Raw genomic sequence first — 22,550 nt, 5'->3', positions numbered from 1 at the left:
CCACTATCGTTGCTACACCCGTTTCGGTGTCCTCGGCAGGGCGAGGTGGGTTCGCCGCTATCATAGTGGATCGCCCGTCAACTTCCGCTTCTTCCGGCCCCTCCGGCTAGCAGTGACAATGAGCGCGCGTCGGTGTCGGCGTTTTTATCGGAGCGCGGCGGCAGGCACGCAAGAATGCTCTTGGTACGTTCGATCACCAGATCCTCCGCGAGCCGGTCGGTGAAGATGTAGGCGCTGTTGTTGTTGATCCCGTTCAGCACCATCTCACCGACGGCATCGATGCTGACGCCGTGCTGGAGAAGGTGGTTGTCCACTTCCTTGAGGCGGCTCAGCATTTCGCTGTTGGCCTCTTGCCTGGCGCCGGGCCGAGCCATCATGGAGCGGCTGACGATGCCGGTTGCGACGGGCCCCGGACAAAGCACGCTGACGCCGATCCCGGTCCCAGCCGCCTGCAGCTCGTTGCGCAACGACTCGGACAGACCGACCACCGCATATTTCGAAGTGGTGTAGAGAAACCCCGCGTTGGTCGCCGCCAGGCCGGCGCCCGAAGCGGTGTTGACGAGATGGCCCGCGGCGCCACGCTTGATCATGCGAGGCAGGAACGTCTGGATCCCGTTGACCACGCCCTGCAGGTTGACGCCGAGCACCCAATCCCACATTTCGTAAGTCATTTTCGCGACAGTCACGCCGGATGCCACACCGGCGTTGTTGAACAGCAGGGACACGGGGCCGAGGCGCTCTTCGACCTGGTCCGCGACTTGCGCGAATGCCTGCCGATCGCGCACGTCGAGCTTGTACGCCGCTACGCGAATCGATTGTTCGGGCGCCGCTGTTTCAAGCTCCAGCCGCGCCTGCTCCAGCGCTTCGGCATCGATATCGACGATCGCCAGATTGACGCCCTCACGCGCCAGACGCCGCGCGATTCCCAGCCCGATGCCCTGCGCTCCGCCGGTAATGAAGGCCGTACGGCCCGACAGGTCTTTCATGGAACTACTCCTCACGAGAATCGATCGCCAAGCGGGGCAGATACGCAAGCGGCCGGCGTGTGGGTCGGGCGCGAACGCCCGTGCCTGGAAATCCCCCGATCATGACTCTGCCTTGCAACCTGCGATCTGCCCAGTCCAGTGTGCTGGGATGAGCCATCTTCGCTCGGCCGCGGATGATTTATCCCCAAACACTAGGAGAGATGCAGCCGCAATTACCCCTGCGAAAAGGAGGGGCGGCATGCCCGCATGCATCCAGTATGTTGACGTTGCATGCACCTGTGATTGCAGGCCTTCGTTGTCGCTACTCTGAATGTCGAATTTGTATCTGACACAACCCTTGCATCGAGCCGCCCAGCAGCATCCCGACCGGGTGGCGACGATCTTCCAGGACCGGACGACCACTTATGCCGACTGCGCGGTGCGAGTGGCTCGGATGGCCTCGGCGCTGGCGAAGCTGCGCTTGAGGCAAGGCGATCGCGTCGGTTTGTTGTCCCACAATTCGGATCGGTTCGTGGAATTTCTGTATGCGGTGTGGTGGGCCGGCGGCGTCGCCAATCCCATCAACATCCGCTGGAACGAATGGGAAATGGTCCGAGCGCTCGATGACTGTCAGACCCGGATTCTGTTCGTGGACGACGCCTCGGTGCCCCTGGTGGCCGGCCTTTGTGACCGTTCCGAGCACCTGCAGACCGTGATCCATGCGGGCGATGGCAGCGTCCACAGCGGCATGTTTTCCTATGAGCAGCTGATTCGCGACTCGAAGCCGCACGGCGATGTCCGCCGCGGCGGCGAGCAGCTTGCGGCGATCTTCTACAGTGGCGGCAGCCGCGAGTCGACCAAGGGCGTGATGCTATCTCACGCCAACATGATGAGCAGTGTGCTCGGTGGGCTCGAACAACTGGCGACCGAGCAAGACATCGGTTTGCACGTCGCGCCACTGTTTCACCTGGCCGGCGCGATGTTCATGCTCGCGTTGACGTTGCGTGGGGCAACGCAGGTCATTGCTCCAGGCTTCCAGGCGGAGGACGCGGTGAAGCTCATTGTGGAGCAGGGGGTCTCCAACACTCTGTTGGTGCCGACGATGCTTCACCGACTGCTCGACAGCCCGGCGTTGGAAAAGCTGAGGCGCACCCGCTTGCGGCAACTCAGTTGCGTGGTCTCCGCCTCGACCGACGAGCTCGCGAAGGACTGCGGAAAATGGCTGCCCGCGGTGAAGTTCGTCAAGGTGTATGGCGTGCCAGAAATGGCGCCATTGGTGAGTATCGATGCCAGCGACACCAATGTTTCCAAACCAGCGGGCGCGGTCGGCCGGCCCGGCTTGACGACCGAAGCTCGCATCCTTGGCGAGGACGGCAAGGAAGTCCCTCGAGGCAAGACCGGCGAGCTGGTCGTTCGCGGCGCGGGCTTGATGCAGGGCTATTGGAACCGGCCTGTCGAGACCGAAAAAACGATACGCGATGGCTGGCTGCACACGGGCGATGCCGCGTACATGAATGAGGCGGGCGAGCTGTTCGTCATCGGCAAGTTGAGCGACATGGTGGTGTCCGGCGGTGAGAACGTCATCTGCTCGGAAGTGGAAAGCGTGCTGATGTTGCATCCGGCGGTGGAAGCCTGCGCCGTCATCGGTCTTCCCAGCGAGCAGTGGGGACAAGCGGTGCACGCGATCATCGTGCCCAAGGCCGGCATACATCTTCCCGGGCTCGATGCGATCAGATCCCATTGCCGTCGCTACATCGCCGGATACAAATGTCCGGTGAGCGTGGAGTTTCGAGCGGCGCTGCCGCGATCGGTCAATGGCGAGATCCTGAAATCGGCGCTGCAGCCGAGCACGCCGGCCGCGGCGACAATTGGCGCGTAAGTGCGGGGGAACGTCCATTGGCTACGAGTCTTCGATCGGTGCGAGACAAGCTGGGTGTGCAGCCAGGCAAATTATTCATCCGCGGCGAGTGGATCGATGCCGGTGACGAGCGTTTCGAGCAGATTCACCCGGCGACCAACGAGGTGATGACCAGCTTCATCGAAGCGGGCCAAAGCGGCGTCGACCGCGCGGTCGCGGCCGCGCGAGAAGCCTTCGACAAAGGGCCATGGCCGCGCATGCCGGCCCAGGATCGAAAACGCATTCTCCAGCCCATCATCGAGAGAATCTATGCCGCCGAGGAAGAGCTCGCGCAGCTGCAGACGCTGGACAACGGCATACCGTACAAATTCAGCCGTGGCTCGCGCGTCTCGGGAAAGGCGGCGGCTGACATCTTCGATCACTATGCCGGCTGGTGCGACAAGATCACCGGAGAAACGTATCCGCGCTTCTCCTCCGATTCCAACATGCATTACTTGTCGTTCCGGGAACCGGTCGGAGTCGCGGCCGCAATCCTTGCGTTCAATGCGCCGCTCGCCATGTTTGCAATCAAGGTAGGCGCTGCGCTCGCCAGCGGCTGCACGGTCATCGTCAAGCCTTCGGAATACACAAACCTCGCGGTCGAGCGGCTGGCAAAAATTCTTGCGAGTAGCGACGTGCCGCCCGGGGTGTTCAATTTCATCACCGGCGGTGCCCGGACCGGAACTGCGCTCGTAACGCATCCCGGCGTGGACAAGATCTCCTTCACCGGCAGCGCGGCAGCAGGCGAGCAGATCATGAGCACCAGCGGCCGGAACATGAAGCGGCTTTCGCTGGAGCTCGGCGGAAAAAGCGCCGGCGTGGTGTTTCCCGATGCCCGCAGCGTCCCGGCCGCGGCGCGCACGTTGATGGGGCTGTGCTCCACGTTCCTGTCGGGTCAGATATGTTCGACGCCGAGCCGCGCCATCGTACACCGCTCGGTGCTCGATGAGTTCGTCCAGCACGCGAGCGAGCAAGTGAAGACCGTTCGCTTCGGCGACCCGTTCGATCCGGCCACCAATGCCGCTCCAATCATTTCGAAACGGCAGGTCGCGCGCGTGCTCGGCTACATCGACAGCGGCAAGCGTGAAGGGGCCACGTTGTGCTTCGGTGGGGATACGCCCGGCGGCGAGCTGTCGCATGGCAATTGGATCAACCCGGCGCTGTTCATCGACGTTCGCAACGACATGACGATTGCTCGCGAAGAGATTTTCGGCCCCGTGCTCAGCGTCATTCCCTTCGACAGCGAGGACGAAGCGATCGCTATTGCCAACGACAGTGAATATGGCCTCGCCGGATGTGTGTTCACGACGGATATCACGCGAGCATTTCGTGTCGCGCGCGCGATCCGCAGCGGCTCCATCGGCATCAACGGCTATGCGAGCAGCCCGCATTCGCCGATGGGCGGGATCAGACGCTCGGGGATCGGCCGCGAAGGCGGCTATGCGGCCATCGAGGCTTTCACTGAACTGAAGACCGTGGTGCTCAATCTCGATGTCTGAGGGCAATCCGCAGCCGCCACCGGACGTGGCCATGGAGTGGCAGTCGGCAACGCTGCTCGGTCAGGGGTTGTTCTGGCAGGACCTGAGCGTCGGGCAGAGGTTTCGGACTTACCGTCGCACGGTGACCGAGGCCGACCTGATTCAGTTCGTGACCTTGACCGGCATGGTGGACAGCACCTTCCTTGACGCCACCGCCGCCGGACCGATGGGCGGACGGCCTGTGCCGGCCGCGCTTACCTATGCGCTCATCGAAGGCTTCATCGTTCAGTCGCTGATCAGAGGGACTGGCATCGCGATGCTCTCCTGCACGCAGGAAGCGATCGCGCCGGTGCGCGTGAACGACACGATCCACGCCGTGATCGAGATCACCGCTGTCCGCCCGACGCTGAGTCATGGCCGCGCCATCGTCGATTCGCTGATCTCCATTTACAACCAGAACAAAACATTGGTTCTGCGCTACACCTCCAAGCGCATGCTTGCCGGCCGGCCGGCGACGGAACAATCGCCATGACCGCGCCGCTGTCCGGCATACGCGTGATCGATCTCACGACGATTGCCATGGGACCTTTGGCGAGTCAATGGCTGGGCGATCTCGGTGCCGATGTCATCAAGGTCGAAGCGCCGGGAGGCGACTCGACGCGGCAGACCGGACCCTCGATCGAGTCCGGCATGGCGGCTCTGTTCTTCAGCACCAATCGCAACAAACGCAGCATCGTGCTCGACTTGAAGCGCGGGCCGGGGCGCGATGCGTTATTGAAACTCGTCGATGGCGCGGATGTCTTCATGCACAACATTCGCCCGCAAAAGCTCGCGAGGCTCGGGCTCGGACCGGATGCTCTGCAAGCGAGGAATCCGCGACTCGTCTATGCCGGTCTGCATGGATTTGGCGAAGCGGGCCCGTATGGCGGCAAGCCGGCCTACGACGACATCATCCAGGGATTGTCCGGATGCGCCGATCTCATGGCCCGGCAGGGCGGCGAGCCCAGATACTTTCCCACCATCACGGCGGACAAGACCACGGGACTGATTGCCGCACTGGCCATTCTTGCAGCGCTGACCGGGCGCGCGTCCAGCGGCCGGGGCAGCGTGGTCGAGATTCCGATGTTCGAATGCATGGCCGCCTTCAACCTAGTAGAGCATCTGTACGGCCATCAGTTCGAGCCGCCACTCGCCGCGACCGGATATCCCCGCGCCTTGTCTCGCGAGCGGCGTCCCTTCAAGACCTTGGATGGCTACATCTGCATGATGCCGTACACAGATGCGCACTGGCGGGAGTTCTTTCAGGAAGTGGGCGCCGACAAGTTGCTCGCCGATGCGCGCTTTGGATCGATTGCCATGCGCACGGCTCACATAGACGAGCTGTATGAGCTCGTTTCTTCGTTTCTTTTGAAGAAGAGCTCCGCCGATTGGCTCGCCGCATGCGAGCGTCTGGGGATTCCGGCGGGGCCCATCCTGTCGCTAGAGGCGCTGCTCGCGGATCCTCACCTGCGAGAGGTCGGATTTTTCAACATGCTGCACGACCCCGTCATTGGTGCGGTTCGCATGCCCGGTGTGCCGGTGCTGTTCGACGGCGAGCGGCCGAAGACGACTCTGCCGCCCCGGCTTGGGGAGCACGGCCGGCAGATACTTCTGGAAGCCGGCCTCGATGCGAAAGCGGTCGATCGCTTGCTGAATGCTGGATCGTAGAATGAATCACAGCTTCGACTTCATCGTGGTGGGCGGCGGCTCCGCCGGCGCGGTGGTAGCGGCACGGCTCAGTGAAGATGCGAAGTACTCGGTGCTGTTGCTCGAGGCGGGTGCTCCGGACAAGAGCGTGCTGATCCGCATGCCGCTGGGTTTCCGGTTGATTCGACAATTGGCGCTGTTCGATTGGGGCTACCGTTCCGAGCCGGAACCCCACGCTAACGCCAGGTCCATTCACATCCCAAGAGGAAAGGTGTTGGGCGGATCGTCCGCCGTCAATGGGATGATCTATTCGCGCGGCCACGCACGCGATTACGACGAATGGGCGCGAATGGGTGCGGCTGGCTGGTCGTACGACGACGTGCTGACTTATTTCCGAAGGTCGGAGCGAAGCGATCGAGGCAAGAGTACCTGGCACGGCGTGGACGGGCCCATGCCAGTTTCGCGCATGTCGAACGACGATCCACTTTCGCATGCGATCGAACAAACGGCGGTCGAGCTTGGTTATCCGGTGGTCGACGACTTCGAAGCAGGGTCGCACGAAGGATTCGGTCTGCCCGATCTGACTGTCGGCAACGGCCGCCGCTCCAGTACCGCGAGCACATTCCTTGCGCCCGCGCGCGGTCGTGCGAATCTGCACATCGTGACTGGCGCTCACGCTACGCGCATCTTGTTCAAGGGCACGCGCGCAATCGGCGTGGAGTACCGCGCAGGTGAGACCACATTTACAGCATCTTGCGCGCGCGAAACCATTCTGTGTGGCGGCGCCTATGGCTCGCCTCAATTGTTGATGCTGTCTGGCGTCGGTCCTGCCGAGCATTTGCGGCAGCATGGAATTGCAGTCATCGCCGATCTGCCAGGGGTGGGCACGGGTCTTCAGGATCATCCATTGGTTCCGATGGTGTTCCATAGCAGACAACCGCTGCGGGTCCGATCAGCGACACGCGCCGACCGGATTGCCTGGTCCGCCTTGCGCTGGATGTTCACCGGTAAGGGCTTCCTGGCGACGCAGCCGTTGTCATCGGTTGCTTATTATCGTTCCCGGCCAGAGCTGGACAGGCCGGATCTGGAGTTCGTGTTGATACCCACGAGCCTCGACGCCAAGGTCTGGTTTCCCGGCATTCGCCCACCAAGCGCGGACCTGCTGAGCATCTATAACATCGTGATGCGGCCGGAGAGTCGCGGCAGCGTGCGGTTACGGTCGGCGAATCCCCAGGATCCACCGGCGATCCAGTTCAATCTGCTCCAGTCCGATCGCGACGTGGATCTACTGCGGCATGCGATCGGCTGGACACGAGACTTGATGTTCGCGAGCACGATGCAACGCTACGTGGGCGAGGAAGCACTGCCCGGGCGCAGCGCCAGCGATGTCCGGCACGTGCAGGAATTCATTCGCTCCGCCGTCGTCACCGCACAGCATCCCGCATGCACCTGCCGTATGGGCGTTGACGCTGCAAGCGTGGTCGACCCGCAATTGCGGGTGCATGGATTGCAAGGCTTGCGAATCGCGGACGCGTCGATCATGCCCACGCTGATCGGCGGGCATACGAATGCCACTTCGATCATGATCGGCGAGCGCGCAGCCGAATTCGCGCGCGGCTGAGCTGTCAGAGTTCGTCCCCTGCGAAAAGAGGGGGGCGAGCGGCGTCGCAGAGCGCCACGATGCTTCTTTACAGTCATGCGGGCAGTCGAGGCCCCTACGGGAGAATCGGGAAATGAGCAATGTGCGAGTGGCCGGCGTCGGCATGATTCCCTTCACCAAGCCCGGCAAGAGCGAGCAGTGGGATGTGATGGCGGAGAAGGCCATCCGCCTGGCCCTGGCCGATGCGGGCATCTCCTACGATCTGATTCAGCAGGCCTATGCGGGGTATGTCTACGCCGATTCCACTGCGGGGCAGTCCGCGCTGTACCGTGTGGGCTCCACTGGCATTCCCGTTTTCAACGTCAACAACAACTGCGCGACGGGATCGAGTGCACTCTATCTGGCGCGTCAGATGATCGAGACGGGCGCGATCGATTGCGCGCTCGCTTTCGGGTTCGAACAGATGGTGCCGGGCGCTCTCGGCGCGGTATTCAACGATCGCAAGGCGACGATGGAGCGGCACGGCGCCAAATTCCTGGAAATGCGCGAGTACGATCCGACCAAGCCGCCGACCGCGCAGATGTATGGTGGCGCCGCCGTTGAATATCAGCAGCGTTACGGCACCAGCGCCGAGACGTTCGCGATGATCTCGGTCAAGGCGCGCAGGCACGCAGCTCACAATCCATTGGCGGTGTTTCGCGATCCGGTGACATTGGAGGAGGTGATGGCGTCACCTCAGCTCTCCGGCCCGGTCACTCGCCTGCAGGCGTGTCCTCCGACTTGCGGCGCGGCCGCGGCGGTGCTGGTTTCTCCGCGCTTCGCAGCCAAGCACGGGATCGATGCACGGGTGGAGATTCTCGCGCAGGCTTTGACGACCGACTTCCAGAGCACCTGGGACCAGCGCTCCATGATCAGCCTCATCGGTTTCGACATGATGAAAGCCGCGGCCAGCCGGGTCTATGAAACCGCGGGCGTGTCGCCCGACGATGTGGACGTGGTCGAGCTGCATGACTGTTTTACGCCCAATGAGTTGGTCGCCTACGAGGCGCTGGGGCTGACGCCGGAGGGGACCGCAGAACGATACATTCGGGATGGGCAGAACACATATGGCGGCAAGCATGTGGTGAATCCCAGCGGCGGCTTGCTCTCCAAGGGGCACCCGATCGGCGCGACCGGCCTGGCGCAATGTTATGAGTTGACGCGTCAGCTCCGTGGCACCGCCGAGACGACGCAGGTCGAAGGCGCGCGCCTTGGACTCCAACATAACGTCGGTCTTGGTGGCGCGTGCGTGGTCACGCTGTATGGAGTGACGAAATGACGGACGTCAGCGGGCGCATCGCATTCATCACCGGCGGGGCGAACGGCATCGGCCTCGGCATCGCCCGGAGCCTTGCACGCGCAGGCGCGAAGTTGGCGCTTGCAGATGTAGATGTCGCTGCCCTCGCTCGCGCAAAAGCCGAGTTGCAAGGCATGACGCAGGTAGAAACGTATCAGCTCGACGTGCGCGATCGCATAGCTTATGCATCCACCGCCGATGAAGTCGAAAGCAGGCTTGGCCCGGTATCTCTACTATTCAACAACGCCGGCGTGCTGGTGGCGGAGGCGCCGGCCAAGATCAACTACGATCTTTGGGACTTCGCGCTCGGCATCAACGTCAACGGCGTCATAAACGGCGTCCAGACTTTCCTGCGCAGGATGGTGGAGCGCCGCCAGGGCGGGCACATCGTGAATACGGCCTCGGGTGCCGGCCTTGCGGCAACCACCGGCTCGGGAGTCTTGTACTGCACGACCAAGTACGCCGTCGTGGGCATGTCGGAGGCGCTCAATGTCGAGCTCAGGGGCGCCGATATCGGCGTCAGCGTCCTGTGCCCCGGGCCGGTCGCGACCGGCATCGTGCATCGTTCGCATGAGGTCGCGCCCAAGGGTGCCGTTCAATTGTCGGCGGAGCATGAAAAGCGCCGCGCCGGTTTGAGAGAGCAGATCAACCAGGCACTTCAACAAGGCACCAGCCCCGACACTGTCGGTGAGATGGTGTTGCGAGCGGTGCGGGAGAACAGGCTGTACATTCACACTGACCGTTTCATGGAAGAACCGATCAAGGCCCGCACCCAGGCGCTACTCGCAGCCTTGCCATAGAACCGCGCTTCGACAATCGCATCGCCATCGCACGCAACCATGTCCACTAAGTCGATATCGTCGGTCGTCCAGGATCACGCCAGGCGCAAGGGCTCGGCGCCCGCGGTCACCTATCCCGATGGCTCGCTGACCTGGGCCGAGCTCGACCGGCGCTCGAACCAACGTGCTCGATTGCTCGCCTCGATGGGAGTGAAGCAGGACGATCTGGTTGTGGTGATGTTGCCCAACTGCACCGAGTTCCACGAGGCGGTGGTGGGCGTGTGGAAAGCGGGCGCGACGCCGTGCATCCTGCCGTCCAAACTACCGGGGCGCGAAGCCAGCGACATCATTTCGCTTGCGGCGCCGGCAGCGGTGATCGGCGACGTGCCGTTCTCCTATGACGGGCCTAGAATTGCCGCTGGCGCTGCGTTGGGCCAGTTCAGCGATGCTCCGGTGAAGGATGCAGCCGCCGCCAGTTGGAAGGCGGTGGCCAGCGGCGGCTCGAGTGGCCGTCCCAAGATCATCGTCGATACCACGCCGGCTGTCGTGGATTTCGAAACAGCCCCTTTCGCGGTGATGGGTTTCTCCGATGGCGGCGCGATGCTCAATCCGGGACCGCTCTATCACAACATGCCGTTTCTGTTCACCAGCCTGGCGTTGCTGGCGGGAACGCACGTCGTGGGCATGCACCGATTCAACGCCGAAATGTTTCTGCAGCTGGTGGAGCGTCACCGGATCGAAGTCGTCGCGGTCGTGCCGACGATGATGCAACGAATCTGGGCGCTTCCGGAATGCGTGCGCGCTGCCCATGACATGTCCTCGTTGAAAAAAGTCTGGCACATGTCGGCGCCGTGCCCGCAATGGGTGAAGCGCGCCTGGATCGAGTGGCTGGGTGCCGACCGGATCTTTGAAAGCTATGGTGGAACCGAAGCGGGCGGCTGCGTGATCACGGGCCGGGAATGGCTGGCCAAGCCGGGCTCGGTGGGCAAGGTGGTCCCTGGAACGCTGCGAGTGCTGCGCGAGGACGGCAGCGAGGCGGCCGTGGGCGAGATTGGTGAAATCCACTTCTCGGCCAACCATAGAAGCAAGTTTCGTTACATCGGTGCGGAAGCGAAAACGGATCACGCGGGCGGCTACTCGATCGGCGATTTGGGACACATCGACCACGACGGCTATTTGTTTCTCGCCGATCGCCGCTCCGATCTGATTCTGCGCGGCGGCGCCAACATCTATCCCGCCGAGGTGGAGGCGGTGCTGGACGAGCATCCATCGGTCGCCTCGTCGGCAGTCGTCGGGTTGCCTTGTGCCGATCTGGGCGAGCGCGTTCACGCGATCATCGAACTGCGCGGCGCAGAGAAGTTGGACCTTGCCGCGATCGTTGCTCACGTCGAAGAAAGGTTGACGAAGTACAAACGGCCCGCCTCCTATGAAGTGAGCGACAAGCCGTTGCGAGACGACGCCGGAAAGGTCCGCCGCTCGCTGCTGAAAGAGCAGCGTCGGGCCTGGCTCGCGGCGGGGCGCGCGTTTGAATTGCGTCCGGATGGAATTGCGATCACCCAGCGCAGGGCAACTGAATGCAGCTGAGCGAAATCGAGGAGTCCGCGGCTCTCGGCGGCGCTTCACCGGATACGTCGGCGCCGCTCGTGGAGCGACTGCCGCTCGGACGCAAGGTCGCTTATTCCGCCGGGCAACTGGTCGAGTTGATCATCGGCGGCACGCTCAACATCTTCGTACTGTTCTACACGACCGCGGTGTGCGGGTTGCCTGCAGGGCTCGCCGGCCTCGCGCTCGGCGCGGGGCTGGTCATCGACGCGATCCTTGATCCGTTGATCGGTTCACTCTCCGATGGCTGGAGATCGCGTTTCGGCCGGCGCGTGCCCTTCATGGTCGCCGGTCTGGTTCCGCTGGTGCTGACCTTCAATCTCATCTTCGCGCTGCCCTCGACGTGGAGTCACACCGCTCTTTTCATGTGGCTGACGGTCTTGTCCGTGTCGCTACGCGTGTCGCTCTCCATCTTCTCTCTGCCGTACCAGGCGTTGAGTGCAGAACTGAGCAGCGACTATTCGGAGCGCTCTTCGATTGCAGTGTGGCGATGGGGCATCGGGATCATGGGCACCGTTGCGGTGATCGCACTGGGCTACGGTGTGTTCCTGGCGGGGCCAAGCGGGCTTTCGCGCCGCGAGGGCTATCTCTCGCTCACGCTCACGCTGACTGTGCTCATCGTCATTGGGGCGCTCGCCGCGATCTACACCGGACTGGCGACCCGACATCTGCAGCGCGAGACCGCAGCTCCAACACATGCGATCCATCGTCGCCTGCTCGGCGAGATGGTCGAGATGCTGCGCAATCGGACGTTCTGCATCCTTTTCGGCGCGAGCCTGCTGCTGCACATCACGCAGGGAGTCAACCAGGCGCTGTCGCTGCACGTCGGCGTGTTCTTCTGGGAACTGGACTCCGAACAGATGCAGACGCTGATGATGGCCGCCGTGCTCGGCCTCGCCATGGGGGCGCCGCTGGTCGGCCCGCTCAGCATGCGAGTAGAGAAGCGCACGATGCTGATCGTGGGTATCACGGGCTTGATGATCTGTTACAGCGTTCCAGCCGGGCTGCGGCTGCTCGGCCTGTTGCCCTTCACCGGCACCGCGTTGATCGCGTTTCTCACCGCAGGGTCGTTCATCCTCGGGCTGATGTTCGCGCTGTCCGCCATCGCTTTCATCTCCATCATTCCGGACGCAGCCGACGAGCATGAGCATCAGTTCGGTACGCGTCGTGAAGGGCTCTACTTCGCCGGCTGGTCGTTCGCGACAAAGGCGGCGCACGGCGCGGGCTTGTTGATTGCCGGCTTGGTACTGCATCTGATCCGCTTCCCCGAGAATGTTTCGGAATCCACGGCGGCTGCGGCGGCTATGATTCCCGAGCAGACCGTGGCTTGGCTGGGGTTCGCCGGCGGGCCGGGAGCAGGGTTGATCGCACTTTTCGCCATCGCGCTCGCGTTGTTCTATCGCGTGGATCGAAAGCGACATGCGGAGATCATTGCGGACCTGGTCGCGCGCCGCGGCGCGTAATGTTTTATCGGCTATACCAGTGCACGCCTTCGTCATCCGTGATGCGGTTTAGTTGTTTCATGTCGGCGAGGTAATTTAGGTGGGCCAGTGCCTCGCCCGTGGCCATTCCCTTCTGAGAGCCATGAACCTCTCGCTTGAAGAGCACGGGAAAGCAGTCCACCACGCGCTTGGGGGTGTCGAGAAAATCCCATAGCGATCGCAGGTCGCTCTCGTGCGAGTCGATGAGCTGCGTCAGCCTCAGCTCGAGGCCGCGGAAAGGAAACTCGTGCGCCGGCAGAACGAGCAAGTCCGAAGGCAGCGTTTGGCGAAGCCTGCGGCAGGAGTCCAGCCAGTCGCGCAATGGATTCGCATGCGGTTCGAGCGGCAGCACGCTGACATTGGAGGTAATGTTGGGCAGCACTTGATCGCCAGAGATCAATAGTTTCAGCGCGGGGCAATACAGACAGGCGTGTTCGGGTGAATGACCGTTGCCGACGACGACCTGCCATCGGTTGTCGCCGATGCAAAGCTCCTCGCCTGCGACGAGTCGCCGATAACGATCGGGAAGGGGATGAACGGCGGCGCCAAAACCGGCGAATCGTCGCTCCAGGTCCTCCAGTTCGCGCTGGCTGTAGCCAGCCGCACGATAGAAGCCGAGCGCAGACTTCGGCACAGTCTTACCCACGCTGGCGAGCAATGTCTTGCACGTCAGAAATTCGTCGCGCGTCATCAGCAGCTCGCTGCCGAATCGCTCGCAGAGCCAGCCGGCGAGTCCCACGTGATCGGGATGCAGATGAGTGCAGATGACCTGCGTCACGGGTCTGGCACCCATGAAACCAGCAAACAATTGCTCCCACAGTTCGCGGCTGGCGGGCAAGTCGAGACAGGTATCCACGATCGTCCAGCCCTCGCCGTCTTCCAGCAACCACAGATTGATGTGGTCCAGGGAACCAGGCATGGGAAAGCGCGCCCAGTGCACACCGGGCGCAACTTCCAGCGGGCTTGCGCCCGCGGGCGCAGTGGTTCTTCCCCACGGATAGGTGAGATCTCGGAGCGGCTCGTCAGTCATGGCGGAAAGGACATCGGTGGGTGTCGTGACAGCACAGCCATCGAATGTAGATGCAGCGGCGCATCGCGGCACCCCTGCCGTTTGGTGGGGATGTGTGCCGCGTGCGCGCCGGCCCATACCAATAGAGGGGGGGAATGCCGACACCGAGCCTGTAGCTTGCGGCTTCGGGGGAATCATCCGGGGACTCAGAGATCAGCGTTGCGCGATCGCATGCCGACTATGGAAGAACTAGCCAAAGTAAAGCCTTACGTACGCATTCTGCGCGAGCTGGCGGAATTGGAGCCCGACGCCGCGGTTATTACCTGCGAAGGCGAGACCATCACACGCGGTCAGCTCGACAAGGCGAGCAACAAGCTGGCTCGCGCGTTCGAGGCTGCAGGTGTGACGCAAGGAGATTTCGTCACGCTCGCGCTTCCCAACTCCATCGCGTTCTTCGAAGCGCTGCTCGCTTGTTGGAAAGTTGGAGCCGTACCGCAGATGGTTTCGCATCGCCTGCCACAGGTCGAGCGCCAGGCGATCGTGGATCTCGCCAACTCCAAGCTGGTGGTCGGCGCGAGCGCGCAAGATCATCCAGGCCGGCGCTGCTTGCCCATAGGCTTCAGACCGGATGCCTCGCTGAGCGATGCGCCGCTCGATGAGCGCGTTTCGCCGATCTCCAAGGCGGTCACTTCGGGAGGCAGCACCGGCCGTCCTAAGTTGATACTGAGTGGCACTGCTGCGGAAGGTCCGGCGGGACTGGCCACGGCGTACTATCTGGGCCCCGACGATCGTCCGCTGATCTGCGGCCCCCTTTATCACAATTCCCCCTTCATCTTCTCCTTGGGTGGGCTGCTGCTGGGTCAGCATCTGGTGGTCATGCCAAGGTTCGACGCCGAAAAGGCGCTGAGGGCCATCCAGGAACATCGCATCACGGTGCTCAACCTCGTGCCCACGATGATGTCGCGCATGCTGAAAGTCATCCGGGAGCAGCCGAAACGTTTCGATCTGTCTTCGGTGCGCCTGCTTTGGCATATGGCCGCGCCCTGTCCGCCATGGCTCAAGCAAGCTTGGATAGACCTGATCGGGCCGGAGAAGATCTGGGAGATCTATGGAGGCACCGAAGCCATCGCAGTGACCTGCATCAACGGCAGCGAGTGGCTCGAACATCGGGGCTCGGTGGGCAAGCCGGCTTTCGGCGGCGACATGAAGGTTCTGAACGAGGCCGGTGAAGTCGCAGCGCCCGGAGAAGTCGGCGAGATATATATGCGCGGACCTCCGGGCACTCCGCCCAGTTATCACTACGTCGGCGCTCAGAAGCGGGAAAGGGACGGCTGGGAAACCCTGGGTGATCTGGGTTGGATGGACGAGCAGGGCTATCTCTACATCAGCGATCGACGCACCGACATGATTGTTTCGGGCGGCGCCAACGTGTATCCGGCGGAAGTGGAAGCGGTGATCGATTCACATCCATTGGTGCAATCGTGTGCCGTCGTCGGTATTCCAGATGCGGACCTGGGACAGCGCGTCCACGCCGTTGTGCATGTCGCGCCTGGCATCACACCCGAGGAACTGGTGCAGTTCATCAATGAGAGAATCGTTCGCTACAAGGTGCCGCGCTCCATTGAGTTCGTGAGCGAGCAGCTGCGGGACGACGCCGGTAAAGTCCGGCGCAGCGCCGTTCGAGATGCGGTCATTCAGCGACTCGGTCTCGAGCAGTCATCAGGGTAAAGGCGGCGAGCAGCGTTCGCGGCACGATACATATTCGCGGCGATTCACGGGATTCATTGGGAAGCACATCCATGGGCAAGCTACAAGGCAAAGTCGCACTCATCACGGGTTCGGGTCGCGGCATCGGGCGCGAGGTCGCGCTCAAGTTGGCTGCGGAAGGCGCGGCCGTCGTAATCAACGATCTTGATGCCGAGCCTGCAGCCGAAGCCGTCCAGGCTGTGCAAGCCGCTGGCGGCACGGCTGTGGCATGTGTCGGCAGCGTTACGGCCACCGATTTCGCCGAGCGCTTCGTCAAGACGGCCCTCGATCGGTTCGGCGGCTTGGATATCATCATCAACAATGCCGGTTACACCTGGGACAGCGTCATTCAGAAGATGACCGATGAGCAGTGGAGCGCAATGCTCGATGTGCACCTGACCGCTCCTTTCCGCATCCTGCGCGCCGCCTCCGGCTTCATTCGAGAAGCCGCCAAGAACGAAGCTGCGCAGGGCATCGAGAACTTCCGCAAGGTGGTCAACATCTCCTCCATCGCCGGCATCGGCGGCAACGCCGGCCAGCTCAACTATTCGGCGGGCAAGGCGGGCATCCTGGGCATGACCAGGACGCTGGCCAAGGAATGGGGCCGTTACAAGGTCAATGTAAACGCGGTCGCTTTCGCCGTGATCAAAACGCGCCTCACTGCGGCGCAAGCAGGCAGCGGCGCAACGATCGATATCGAGGGTCGCAAGATCCAGGTCGGCATTGGTGGCGACGTGAAAGCCATCGAGAGCTTCATTCCGCTCGGCCGCGCCGGCACGGCGCAGGAAGCGGCGGGCGCGGTGGCTTTGTTTTGTTATCCGGAGTCGAATTACATCACCGGTGAGACGTTGGTGTGCGGCGGTGGCCTGCGCTAATGGGCGTGGGCTGCGCCGACAGGCGGTAGCTCAGTCGCCGCATTCTCCCGCAGCAAATATCGACGCTCGCAGCGAAAGCTGCAACGGACGCAGACAAGGCGGCTCCGTGAGCGCCGTCGCGGAAATTACTCTCAGATCGACTTCGAAGAACGTCGGGCATATTCAGTAGATGCACCCCTTGTGTCTGCATGCGCTGGCGCGTGTGCTCGAAGCGGCCTTGGTGGTCAACCGACAAACATGGATGAACGTCCGGAGCTGGAGATTTCTCTCATTGGCGGCCGAAGGGTGGCGTGCTTCGGGTTGGCGACACCGTACGCAGGCCGATCACCTCCAACTCATATCTATTTACCGGACGCTGATCTACTGGCGTCCGCAGGCAGCCACGCGACCTTCTGTTCTGAGCGGTGTTCGGCTCCAAGGATGTGAGCGTACAGCTCGGGCTTTCTGGCCGCACGATAGCGACTGCCGCCGGCCAGGGCGAGCTTATGGTGGACACAGGTCGCGATCGCGATGTCGTCGTCGAACGAGCGGCACTCCGCGATGACGTCGCCGTAAGGATCCAGGACCATCGAACAGCCGTTCTTGAGCTGATCGTCATCCATGCCGATGGGATTGGAAAAGACGGCGTAGACGCCGTTGTCGTAGGCCCGGGCCGGCAGCCATTTCATCAGCCACGCCCGACCTTTCGGCCCATCGAACTCGGCGCGCAGTGAGGCGGGATCGCTCTGGCGTTTGTGCCATAAAGCCGGGTCGACGAAGCCCGCTTCGGGGCGGGGGGAGGGCGTGCACATCGTTACATGCGGCATGAAGATGATCTCGGCGCCGAGCAGCGCGGTCGCGCGCACGTTTTCGATGACGTTGTTGTCGTAGCAAATGAGCATCCCGCACTTCCAGCCGTGAAGCTCGAACACCGAATATTGGTTGCCGGGCTTGATGTGCGGGTTGATGAACGGATGGATCTTGCGGTACTTCGACTTGAGGCCGTTTCCGTCCACGCAGACGTGCGCTTTGTACACTTCGCCGTCGTCGCCTCGCTCGAACAGGCCTGCCAGCACGGCGATCCGGTGGCGACGAGCGATGTCAGTGAGCGCCGCGATGCTTGCTCCGGTCGGGATCGGTTCGGCGAGGTCCCACAATTCGGCCTTCGACAGGCGACGTGCGAAGCTGTAGCCGGTGATGGAACACTCGTGAAAGGCGACCACATCTGCGCCGGCTTCCGCAGCTTTCGCGCACAGCCGATTGATCGTTGCCAGATTGGAAGCTTTGTCGCCGCTGCGGTTCTCGAACTGGGTGGTGGCGATTTTCAGATCTCTTGGCATGTGAGTCCGCGGATGCGAGCCGGCGGAGTGCGCGGCGGCACTGATTCTAACGCCGTGAATCGCCGAAGCGGCCAAACGCGCCGTCGACACGTGGCAATTGTACCCGCCCAACGGAGTGAGCGATCGAATGGCCGCTCTGATGAAAGAAACAATTCAGCGTGGGTACAAAATGGGTACTGAGGGGGTGGATGACCACTGCGCGCCGCTCGGAGGAGAGCGCGTAACCCATTGAAGGTGGCGGAGAGACAGGGATTCGAACCCTGGAACACCTGTGAGGATGTTACTGGAATTCCAGTCCAGCGCCTTCGACCACTCGGCCATCTCTCCGGTCAGGAACGCGAAGGTTACACGTCGATACCGATTCCTGGCAAACGACGCGTCACTCAAATTGCAAAATCAGGCGAACGCGATCCCCGCCGACTGCATGGCCTCCAGGATCGGGCCCTGGTGCTGCCGGGACAGCGGGACGAGCGGCAGGCGGACCGCGTCGGTGATCAGGCCGAGGCGGGCGGCGGCCCATTTGACCGGGATGGGGTTGCTCTCCAGGAACATGGCTTTGTGCAAAGGCTGCAGCTTCATGTCGAGCTTGCGGGCCTCGTCCCGCTTGCCGGCGAGGGCGGCGTCCATCACGGCGCGGACCTGGCGCGGCGCGATGTTGGCGGTCACCGAAACCACGCCCTGGAATCCGGCCAGCACCGCTTCGCAGGCCAGATCGTCATCGCCCGAGAACAGCGCCAGGCGGCCGCCGACGCGATTGATCAGCTCGCGATTGCGCTCCAGCGAGCAGGCCTCTTTCAGGCCGACGATGTTCGGGAATTCCGTCAGCCGCTGCACGGTCTCAGGCTTCATGTCGACCACCGTGCGACCGGGCACGTTGTACAACAGGATGGGCACGGAGACGGCCTGCGCGATGGCCTTGAAATGCTGATACAAGCCTTCCTGGGTGGGCTTGTTGTAATAGGGCACGACCGAGAGGCAGGCATCCACGCCCACGTCCTTCGCGAGCCGGGTCAGCTCGATGGCCTCGCGAGTGGAATTGGCGCCGGCGCCGGCGATCACGGGGATGCGCTTGGCGGCGCGCTCGACCACGCGTTTCACCACACCGATGTGCTCCTCGACGCTCAGCGTCGGCGATTCGCCGGTGGTGCCGACGGCGACGATGGCATTGGTGCCGTTGGACACGTGGAAGTCGACCAGGCGGTCCAGGGCGCTGTTATCCACAGAGCCATCCGCCTGCATCGGCGTAACGAGCGCCACGATGCTGCCGCTAAACATGGTCATCCTCGAAGGGGAAGGGCCGGGATCCTAACAAGTTAACGGCATTTACGCACGTAAAGCTCCGACCGGCGGGGGCCCGCCACGGAGCGGGGCTCGGGATGGGAATTCGCGTTCCGACAGCCGCGCCCCTGCGTGTAAACTGTCGGCCCGTCAGCAGCATTAAGGCAGCGATGCAGTTCATCGTCATTTCCGCACTTGGCAGCGATCGCACCGGTCTCGTCTACGACCTGACTCGCGTGGTGCTCGACTGCTCGGGCAACATCGTCGACAGCCGCATGAGCTCGTTTGGCAGCGAGTTCGCGATGCTGTTACTGGTCTCGGGCAACTGGCACACCCTGGCCAAGCTCGAAACCGAGCTGAAAAAGCTCAGCGACTCCTCCGGCGTCACCATCAGCCTGCGGCGCACCGATCAGCGCCCGCCGCGCAAGGACGTGGTGACCTACTCGGTCGACGTGGTGTGTCTCGACCAGCCCGGCATCGTCCACAACCTGGCGGGATTCTTCAGCGCGCGGGGCATCGACATCGCCGAGCTGAACACGCGCAGCTACGCGGCCGCGCATACCGGCGCGCCAATGTTTTCCGTACAGATGGTGGTCCACATCCCTGGCAAGATTCACATCGCGGCGCTGCGCGAGGAATTCATGGATCTGTGCGATCAGCTCAACCTCGACGCCATTCTCGAACCCGTGAAGTCCTAAGAGATGCCCGGAACAAAAGCGTCCGCCGCCGCGAAAAAGACGGTCACCAAAGCGCCCGCGAAGGCACATATCGCTAAAAATCAGGGCGTGAAGGCTCCGGCGACCAAGGCAGGTCCCGCCGGCAAGGTGGCGGTCGGCAAGAAAGTCCCGGCGTTCTCCAGTCTCGTCACCGGCGGCGGCTCGTGGAAATCGAGCGAGGCTGCGGGCAAGAATCTCGTGATCTACTTCTATCCTCGGGACAACACCACCGGGTGTACCGCCGAAGGGGAAGCGTTCCGCGATCTCGCACCGGCGTTCAAGAAGGCGAACACGCTGATCCTCGGCGTGTCCACCGACAGCATCGCCTCGCACGAGAAGTTCAAGGCGAAATACCAATTCCCGTTCGAGCTGCTCTCGGACGAGGAGCAGGCGCTGTGCCAGCTGTTCGACGTGATCAAGGAAAAGAGCATGTACGGGCGCAAGTTCATGGGCGTGGAGCGCAGCACGTTCCTGATCGATGCGAGCGGCGTGCTGCGTCAGGAATGGCGCAAGGTGAAAGTGCCGGGCCACGCCGACGCGGTGCTCGCCGCCGCCCGCTCATTGTGATGGGCTTTGTAACAGCCCGCCGCTAGTCTCAAGTCCGCCATCTCGCATAGGAGTGACGACACCTCTCATGACCAGAGCCGAATCGAGCGAACACAAAGCCGGCGACAAGCGTGGTCGCACCGGCAAGCGGGGCCAGCGTCGCATCTTCGTGCTGGACACCAATGTCCTGATGCACGATCCCACCGCGATCTTTCGCTTCGACGAGCACGACGTCTACATCCCGATGATCGTGCTGGAAGAGCTCGATGCCGGTAAGAAAGGCTTGTCCGAGGCCGCGCGCAACGTGCGCCAGGTGAGCCGCTTCCTCGATGAGCTGATGGCGAACGCGGGCAAGGCCAGCATCGATGCGGGCATCGAGCTGCCCTCGGGCAAGTACATCAATGGCTCGAAAAAGCAGATCGCGGGGCGGCTGTTCTTCCAGACCAAGGTGCTCGCGAGCGGTCTGCCGGACACGCTGCCGGGTCACGGCGCGGACAACGCCATCCTCGGCCAGGCGCTGGCCTTGCAGAAGGAACATTCGGAGGCGCGCGTCACGCTGGTGTCCAAGGACATCAACCTGCGCATCAAGGCCTCCATCATCGGCGTCTACGCCGAGGACTATTACAACGACAAGACCATCGAAGATGCGGACCTGCTATACACCGGCCTGCAGGAGCTGCCCGCGAACTTCTGGGAGAAGCATGGCAAGAACATGCACTCCTGGCAGGAGCAGACGCGCACGTACTATCGCGTGCACGGACCGATGGTGCGCGACTGGCACGTCAATCAGTTCCTGTTCCAGCAGGACGCCAACGGCCTCGAAGCGCTGGTGCGCAAGATCGATGGCAACGAAGCGACGCTCGAGCTGATCCGCGACTATCGCAACGAACGGCACAGCATCTGGGGCATCACCGCGCGCAATCGCGAACAGAACTTCGCGTTGAATCTGCTGCTCGATCCGGAGATCGACTTCGTCACCATTCTCGGGCCGGCCGGCACGGGCAAGACCTTGCTGACTTTGGCCGCGGGTTTGGCGCAGACGCTGGAAAGCAATCGCTACAGCGAGATCATCATGACGCGCGTGACCATTCCGCTCGGCGAGGACATCGGCTTTCTGCCGGGCACCGAGGAAGAGAAGATGGAGCCGTGGATGGGCGCGCTCATGGATAACCTGGAAGTGCTCACGCAAAGCCAGGAGGGCGGCAACTGGGGCAGGGCCGCGACCAACGACCTGCTGCGCAATCGCATCAAGATCCGCTCGCTCAATTTCATGCGCGGGCGCACGTTCTTGAATCGGTTCTTGATTCTGGATGAGGCGCAGAATCTCACCGCTAAGCAGATGAAGGCGCTCGTCACGCGGTCCGGGCCGGGCACCAAAGTGGTCTGCCTCGGCAACATCGCGCAGATCGACACGCCGTATCTGACCGAGACCACGTCGGGCCTCACTTATGTCGTCAACCGTTTCCGAGATTGGCCGCATGCCGGTCACATCACGCTGATGCGCGGTGAGCGCTCGCGATTGGCGGACTACGCGTCCGAGATTCTTTAAAAGGTAAGTGCATTGGCGAAAGGTAAGAAGCGGCAGGCCGACGAAGTGGCGCAGCACGTGACTCAGCTGGGCTCGAACGTCGCATGGCCCGTCTCGCCGGACGAGGCGCAGCTCGAGCGCGTGCCCAATCCGCATCCGGATAAGATGTACCTCGCGCGCTTCACCGCGCCGGAGTTCACGTCGCTCTGTCCGGTCACCGGGCAGCCCGACTTCGCGCATCTGGTCATCGACTATGTGCCCAAGCAGTGGCTGGTGGAGAGCAAGTCGCTCAAGCTCTACCTCGGCTCGTTCCGCAACCACGGCGCGTTTCACGAGGACTGCACGGTCGCCATCGGCGCACGGCTCGTGGACTTTCTGAAGCCGCGATGGCTGCGCATCGGTGGGTACTGGTATCCGCGCGGGGGCATCCCCATAGATGTGTTCTGGCAGACGGGCAAGCCCCCCGAGGGGCTCTGGCTGCCGGATCAAGGCGTCTCCGGTTACCGGGGCAGAGGCTGAGTGCACCGAAGGCCGTCAGCTCTGGTATATTCCGCCGCCGCATTTGACCCGTGGGCTTCTATGGCGGCTCGCGTCGGTTTCTCCGCGACGATCAGCCGCGAACCCCGCCAGGCCCGGAAGGGAGCAACGGTAACGGTGATATCGGGCGCCGGAGAAGCGCCGGCGCGGGCCGTCTCCATTAAGGTTCCCG

The 22,550-nt window shown here is 62.6% G+C and carries 19 protein-coding genes, 1 tRNA gene and 1 other RNA gene; 16 read left to right on the top strand and 5 right to left on the bottom strand.

Annotated features, from left to right (window positions below; genetic code table 11):
• Window positions 1-77 precede the first annotated feature (77 nt).
• Window positions 78-986, bottom strand: a complete 909-nt coding sequence (locus VGD45_RS07570) for an SDR family NAD(P)-dependent oxidoreductase (RefSeq protein WP_331154670.1) — start codon at window positions 984-986, stop codon at window positions 78-80.
• 310 nt (window positions 987-1,296) lie between these two features.
• Between VGD45_RS07570 and VGD45_RS07565 the strand changes: the two genes are divergently transcribed.
• The 9 genes from VGD45_RS07565 to VGD45_RS07525 all read left to right on the top strand — a co-directional run bounded on the left by VGD45_RS07565 (window position 1,297) and on the right by VGD45_RS07525 (window position 12,806).
• Window positions 1,297-2,844, top strand: a complete 1,548-nt coding sequence (locus tag VGD45_RS07565; RefSeq protein ID WP_331154669.1) for an AMP-binding protein — start codon at window positions 1,297-1,299, stop codon at window positions 2,842-2,844.
• A gap of 17 nt (window positions 2,845-2,861) precedes the next feature.
• Entirely contained in the window at window positions 2,862-4,361 is a 1,500-nt protein-coding gene (locus VGD45_RS07560; protein ID WP_331154668.1) for an aldehyde dehydrogenase family protein, read from the top strand.
• On the top strand, window positions 4,354-4,872 hold the full coding sequence (locus VGD45_RS07555; protein ID WP_331154667.1) for a MaoC family dehydratase: 519 nt from the start codon (window positions 4,354-4,356) through the stop codon (window positions 4,870-4,872). Before VGD45_RS07560 ends, VGD45_RS07555 begins: the two co-directional genes overlap by 8 nt.
• A complete protein-coding gene (locus VGD45_RS07550; protein WP_331154666.1) occupies window positions 4,869-6,047 on the top strand; it encodes a CoA transferase in 1,179 nt (392 codons plus the stop codon). The genes VGD45_RS07555 and VGD45_RS07550 overlap by 4 nt, the downstream gene beginning before the upstream one ends.
• A 1-nt stretch (window position 6,048) precedes the next feature.
• Window positions 6,049-7,647 carry a GMC family oxidoreductase gene (locus VGD45_RS07545; protein WP_331154665.1) on the top strand — a complete coding sequence of 533 codons (1,599 nt, stop codon included), beginning with the start codon at window positions 6,049-6,051 and terminating at the stop codon, window positions 7,645-7,647.
• A 112-nt stretch (window positions 7,648-7,759) separates the two neighbouring features.
• Entirely contained in the window at window positions 7,760-8,944 is a 1,185-nt protein-coding gene (locus VGD45_RS07540; protein WP_331154664.1) for a lipid-transfer protein, read from the top strand.
• Window positions 8,941-9,762 (top strand): SDR family oxidoreductase, encoded by an 822-nt coding sequence (locus VGD45_RS07535; protein WP_331154663.1) that lies wholly within the window; start codon window positions 8,941-8,943, stop codon window positions 9,760-9,762. The genes VGD45_RS07540 and VGD45_RS07535 overlap by 4 nt, the downstream gene beginning before the upstream one ends.
• Window positions 9,763-9,801: 39 nt before the next feature.
• On the top strand, window positions 9,802-11,325 hold the full coding sequence (locus VGD45_RS07530) for an AMP-binding protein (RefSeq protein ID WP_331154662.1): 1,524 nt from the start codon (window positions 9,802-9,804) through the stop codon (window positions 11,323-11,325).
• Complete coding sequence (locus VGD45_RS07525) at window positions 11,316-12,806, top strand: MFS transporter (protein WP_331154661.1); 1,491 nt, start codon at window positions 11,316-11,318, stop codon at window positions 12,804-12,806. The genes VGD45_RS07530 and VGD45_RS07525 overlap by 10 nt, the downstream gene beginning before the upstream one ends.
• A 4-nt stretch (window positions 12,807-12,810) precedes the next feature.
• On the opposite strand, the gene VGD45_RS07520 is transcribed toward VGD45_RS07525, so the two are convergent.
• A complete protein-coding gene (locus VGD45_RS07520) occupies window positions 12,811-13,854 on the bottom strand; it encodes an MBL fold metallo-hydrolase (protein WP_331154660.1) in 1,044 nt (347 codons plus the stop codon).
• A 219-nt stretch (window positions 13,855-14,073) separates the two neighbouring features.
• Between VGD45_RS07520 and VGD45_RS07515 the strand changes: the two genes are divergently transcribed.
• Entirely contained in the window at window positions 14,074-15,561 is a 1,488-nt protein-coding gene (locus VGD45_RS07515) for an AMP-binding protein (protein ID WP_331154659.1), read from the top strand.
• A gap of 71 nt (window positions 15,562-15,632) precedes the next feature.
• Complete coding sequence (locus VGD45_RS07510; RefSeq protein WP_331154658.1) at window positions 15,633-16,454, top strand: SDR family NAD(P)-dependent oxidoreductase; 822 nt, start codon at window positions 15,633-15,635, stop codon at window positions 16,452-16,454.
• A 341-nt stretch (window positions 16,455-16,795) separates the two neighbouring features.
• Here VGD45_RS07510 and VGD45_RS07505 read toward each other — a convergent pair whose 3' ends face one another.
• From VGD45_RS07505 to dapA, 3 genes are all read right to left on the bottom strand, one after another.
• Window positions 16,796-17,773 (bottom strand): nitrilase family protein, encoded by a 978-nt coding sequence (locus VGD45_RS07505; protein WP_331154657.1) that lies wholly within the window; start codon window positions 17,771-17,773, stop codon window positions 16,796-16,798.
• 235 nt (window positions 17,774-18,008) lie between these two features.
• Window positions 18,009-18,100: transfer RNA gene (locus VGD45_RS07500), tRNA-Ser, on the bottom strand.
• A gap of 69 nt (window positions 18,101-18,169) precedes the next feature.
• Entirely contained in the window at window positions 18,170-19,048 is an 879-nt protein-coding gene (gene dapA / locus VGD45_RS07495; protein ID WP_331154656.1) for a 4-hydroxy-tetrahydrodipicolinate synthase, read from the bottom strand.
• Window positions 19,049-19,221: 173 nt separating this feature from the next.
• On the opposite strand from dapA, the gene VGD45_RS07490 reads away from it, so the two are divergent.
• The 5 genes from VGD45_RS07490 to ffs all read left to right on the top strand — a co-directional run bounded on the left by VGD45_RS07490 (window position 19,222) and on the right by ffs (window position 22,528).
• Window positions 19,222-19,749, top strand: coding sequence for a glycine cleavage system protein R (locus VGD45_RS07490; protein ID WP_331154655.1), 528 nt, complete (start codon window positions 19,222-19,224; stop codon window positions 19,747-19,749).
• Window positions 19,750-19,752: 3 nt separating this feature from the next.
• Window positions 19,753-20,334 carry a peroxiredoxin gene (locus VGD45_RS07485; protein WP_331154654.1) on the top strand — a complete coding sequence of 194 codons (582 nt, stop codon included), beginning with the start codon at window positions 19,753-19,755 and terminating at the stop codon, window positions 20,332-20,334.
• Between the two features lie 169 nt (window positions 20,335-20,503).
• The gene (locus tag VGD45_RS07480) at window positions 20,504-21,862 is read left to right on the top strand and encodes a PhoH family protein (RefSeq protein WP_349263236.1); all 1,359 of its coding nucleotides are present in this window, start codon (window positions 20,504-20,506) and stop codon (window positions 21,860-21,862) included.
• A gap of 45 nt (window positions 21,863-21,907) precedes the next feature.
• Window positions 21,908-22,360 (top strand): preQ(1) synthase, encoded by a 453-nt coding sequence (gene queF / locus VGD45_RS07475; protein WP_349263235.1) that lies wholly within the window; start codon window positions 21,908-21,910, stop codon window positions 22,358-22,360.
• Between the two features lie 71 nt (window positions 22,361-22,431).
• Window positions 22,432-22,528, top strand: an RNA gene (gene ffs / locus VGD45_RS07470) — signal recognition particle sRNA small type.
• Window positions 22,529-22,550: the final 22 nt, after the last annotated feature.

The organism is Steroidobacter sp. (assembly GCF_036402275.1).
Taxonomy (GTDB): Bacteria; Pseudomonadota; Gammaproteobacteria; order Steroidobacterales; family Steroidobacteraceae; genus Steroidobacter.
The sequence above is the reverse complement of the archived record's forward strand: the minus strand, read 5'-3'. Positions and strand labels throughout refer to the sequence as shown.

Coding starts and splice junctions, on each gene's coding strand:
- dapA (WP_331154656.1), bottom strand. CDS start 19,048: ATGTTTAGCGGCAGCATCGTGGCGCTCGTTACGCCGATGCAGGCGGAT.
- VGD45_RS07570 (WP_331154670.1), bottom strand. CDS start 986: ATGAAAGACCTGTCGGGCCGTACGGCCTTCATTACCGGCGGAGCGCAG.
- VGD45_RS07510 (WP_331154658.1), top strand. CDS start 15,633: ATGGGCAAGCTACAAGGCAAAGTCGCACTCATCACGGGTTCGGGTCGC.
- VGD45_RS07505 (WP_331154657.1), bottom strand. CDS start 17,773: ATGCCAAGAGATCTGAAAATCGCCACCACCCAGTTCGAGAACCGCAGC.
- VGD45_RS07480 (WP_349263236.1), top strand. CDS start 20,504: ATGCACGATCCCACCGCGATCTTTCGCTTCGACGAGCACGACGTCTAC.
- VGD45_RS07530 (WP_331154662.1), top strand. CDS start 9,802: ATGTCCACTAAGTCGATATCGTCGGTCGTCCAGGATCACGCCAGGCGC.
- VGD45_RS07515 (WP_331154659.1), top strand. CDS start 14,074: ATGGAAGAACTAGCCAAAGTAAAGCCTTACGTACGCATTCTGCGCGAG.
- VGD45_RS07520 (WP_331154660.1), bottom strand. CDS start 13,854: ATGACTGACGAGCCGCTCCGAGATCTCACCTATCCGTGGGGAAGAACC.
- VGD45_RS07490 (WP_331154655.1), top strand. CDS start 19,222: ATGCAGTTCATCGTCATTTCCGCACTTGGCAGCGATCGCACCGGTCTC.
- VGD45_RS07525 (WP_331154661.1), top strand. CDS start 11,316: ATGCAGCTGAGCGAAATCGAGGAGTCCGCGGCTCTCGGCGGCGCTTCA.
- VGD45_RS07565 (WP_331154669.1), top strand. CDS start 1,297: ATGTCGAATTTGTATCTGACACAACCCTTGCATCGAGCCGCCCAGCAG.
- VGD45_RS07555 (WP_331154667.1), top strand. CDS start 4,354: ATGTCTGAGGGCAATCCGCAGCCGCCACCGGACGTGGCCATGGAGTGG.
- VGD45_RS07540 (WP_331154664.1), top strand. CDS start 7,760: ATGAGCAATGTGCGAGTGGCCGGCGTCGGCATGATTCCCTTCACCAAG.
- VGD45_RS07545 (WP_331154665.1), top strand. CDS start 6,049: ATGAATCACAGCTTCGACTTCATCGTGGTGGGCGGCGGCTCCGCCGGC.
- VGD45_RS07550 (WP_331154666.1), top strand. CDS start 4,869: ATGACCGCGCCGCTGTCCGGCATACGCGTGATCGATCTCACGACGATT.
- VGD45_RS07485 (WP_331154654.1), top strand. CDS start 19,753: ATGCCCGGAACAAAAGCGTCCGCCGCCGCGAAAAAGACGGTCACCAAA.
- VGD45_RS07535 (WP_331154663.1), top strand. CDS start 8,941: ATGACGGACGTCAGCGGGCGCATCGCATTCATCACCGGCGGGGCGAAC.